This is a genomic window from Moorena sp. SIO3H5 (genome assembly GCF_010692395.1).
Lineage (GTDB): Bacteria > Cyanobacteriota > Cyanobacteriia > Cyanobacteriales > Coleofasciculaceae > Moorena.
This window is the reverse complement of record NZ_JAAHHS010000656.1, coordinates 1-2,625: the sequence shown is the minus strand read 5'-3', so window position 1 is coordinate 2,625 and position 2,625 is coordinate 1. Positions and strand designations below refer to the sequence as shown.

Sequence of the window (2,625 nt, the reverse complement as noted above, 5' to 3'; positions counted from 1 at the left end):
CCCGATCTCGTTTTTCTATTTGGGCTGGGTAGTGATGATGCGATCGCTTTTAGCGGAAGCGTTCGCGTAGCGTGGCCAAAGGCCTCAGCTTCATCGCGTAGCGTGGCCTACGGCCAATCGCTACAGTCAACACCTCACTTCTCCCTAGTTGTCTTGATACTGGTATCAAAATGATTGAACTTTAGCAATGAGTATTTGTACGATATTTTTCAGTGTATAAATGAGTTGTAAAACTAGATTGTGATTTTCGCTAAACTCAAAAACTCTGTAGTCTTTACTGCTCTTAACTATTGGAAGTTTTATGTTTTATAATCCTTTTGATTATTTGTTTACATTTCAAAAAAAATACTATAGTAATTGTAATTTACTTCAGGTTACTTCACCCTGCTTCAGAGCAATTCATCGACACTTTATGCCCTACTTACTACTTCGTACTACCAAGACAAAAGTCCCGGAAAGCCTTGCTAATTCGTTGTTGTGAATTATCTCTCGTCAAAGTTTTTTATAAAATTTTCACAGTTTTCACAGAGTTAAAGATTTAGTAAATTTAACTTCAACTAAGAAAATTAGTCCGGATTTTGTGTAATACTATTTTTGGATAGTAAATTAGCTATCAATAAAGAATTGATAGCGATCAGAGCTGATCATCACAAAATAAACTACTCGAATTCAACATCAGGTGCATCTCATATTTGACACTATTGCTAGTGGTGCGTTAGAGGGGCTTTAATTGTTTCGCCTTGTAGCCAGGGATAAGTTGCTGGCCTTAACCCACCAATGCTGGGTCAAACAACTTTTAGGAGTTGAGTAGACGTTGAGTTAGGTATAATCATGACCGCTACCAAGTTAATTGAGTTAGACGATGGCACGTTGATAGAAGTAGAAGTGCCAGAAGACCAAGCCCAACAGATTTCTAATCGATTCGCCGATAAGGTCAATACAACCTTTGATAAAATAAAGCCGATTTTAGTAAAAAGTTGTCGCCCGATTACTGCAGCTTGGAAAGAAATTAATCAAGAGATGGAGATTCAGCAAGCTGAAGTTGAAATAAACTTCAATTTTGAGGCAGAGGGAAATGTCTACGTTAGTAAAGCGAAAGCGGGTAGCCATTTAAAAGTCAAACTTGTCCTTAATCCCAAATCTCAACCATGAGCCTAAATTTTTCAGACTCAGTAATTTTAATTACTAGCAGTGATAGTAGTCGTAATCGAAACTTTGGTACCGGATTTGTTATTCATAGGGATACTAATCATACTTACTTATTAACCTGCGCTCATGTGGTGAACGATGTTGGTGGAGCAGAAACCATCAGGGCGAATGGTCTTCCGGCAACTGTAATTGCGTCTGGTGATGACAAGGGCTTTGACTTAGCTGTTTTAACCGTTGAGGGATTATGGGATAAACCTCTATTAAACTTGTGTGCAAGTGGTCAAAAAGATAAGCCATTTATTATCTATGGTTTTTACGAATTTGCTCAGAAAGATAATCCAGCTCTTAGAAAGATTCAAGGACAACTGGGTAACCAGATTCAATTAGCATCTAAGAATGGAAGTGATCGCATTAAAGCCTGGGATTTAATAATTAAAGACAAGTATTATCTACAACCTGGTTATAGTGGCTCCCCTGTAATTGATCAAGAAACTAATTCTGTTTTGGGTGTAGTTAGCTATCGCATCGGTAAGGGAGAAGAGGGGTTAGCCATTTCTATAGAAGCTCTTAAGCAGATTTGGGAAGACATACCTAGCAGAATAGTTAAGGATTTGGCTATTAAAGATATTACTTTAAATGAATCAAAACAAGCTTCATTTACTTCAATTAAAAATCCCAAATTACTACGAATCAAGCTAGATAAAGCTGAAAATGAAATCAGTATTATAGAGAGTCAAATAGAATCTCTAAATCATATTATTAAAGCTATAAATTCTAAATTAGGAAATGTAATAGATGCTGAAGAAGAAGAAAAACTTAAAATAAGACTAACACAAAAAGAAGATAATCTTAATGTATTGCTCGAAAAAATAGAGCAACTTTATAATACAAAATCTTCACTTGATCAACAATTAAAAAATCCTAGTTTCTAAAACTCAGCTTCAGACTAATTTAGAATACGTATTTGGGTATTTATGACAGAAGAAATAACTCCTAACTCAATTCCTGAAAACTCTCAACCTGTCCAACCAGAGAATAATGATGTAGATATTGTAGATGAAGATGAATCTATTCAAGCACAAAACCATACTGAACCTAATAATATAACTTCGGATTCTCAGGGAAATAATTTAGACAGTGATGTTGAAAATAATAATAATGCCTCTGAGCCTGAGGCAAATATACCTGAACCACAAGATTTAATCTCACCTAAGGATGACCGTAAAAGCGTCTATTCACAATACCGTAGCGAAGATTCAGAAGAAACTGAACCGGAAGATGATTCATATACTTTAAATGGAAATCCAGAGCGATTAAAGACAGAAATAGAGATAAAGAAAAATTTTATAGATGAAACCGAGAGTGAAATTTACTCTCTAAATGAACAAATTAAAATTATACAAAATAAGCTAGAAACAGTAATAGATGCTGAAGAAGAAGGAAAACTTGAATTAAGAAGAAAAAAAAAAGAAGAGA

General features: G+C 35.0%; 3 protein-coding genes. All 3 read left to right on the top strand.

Annotation, left to right across the window (positions count from 1 at the left end):
- Positions 1–831: 831 nt before the first annotated feature.
- Positions 832–1,152 (top strand): CU044_2847 family protein, encoded by a 321-nt coding sequence (locus tag F6K52_RS35150; protein ID WP_293089636.1) that lies wholly within the window; start codon positions 832–834, stop codon positions 1,150–1,152.
- Positions 1,149–2,081 carry a trypsin-like peptidase domain-containing protein gene (locus F6K52_RS35145; protein ID WP_293089634.1) on the top strand — a complete coding sequence of 311 codons (933 nt, stop codon included), beginning with the start codon at positions 1,149–1,151 and terminating at the stop codon, positions 2,079–2,081. The genes F6K52_RS35150 and F6K52_RS35145 overlap by 4 nt, the downstream gene beginning before the upstream one ends.
- A gap of 42 nt (positions 2,082–2,123) precedes the next feature.
- Positions 2,124–2,625 (top strand): hypothetical protein (locus F6K52_RS35140; RefSeq protein ID WP_293089632.1); only part of this gene is annotated, 502 nt, incomplete at its 3' end.

What these genes read in the sequence shown, in the direction of transcription:
- F6K52_RS35150 (WP_293089636.1), top strand. Translation starts at nt 832, where the DNA reads ATGACCGCTACCAAGTTAATTGAGTTAGACGATGGCACGTTGATAGAA.
- F6K52_RS35145 (WP_293089634.1), top strand. Translation starts at nt 1,149, where the DNA reads ATGAGCCTAAATTTTTCAGACTCAGTAATTTTAATTACTAGCAGTGAT.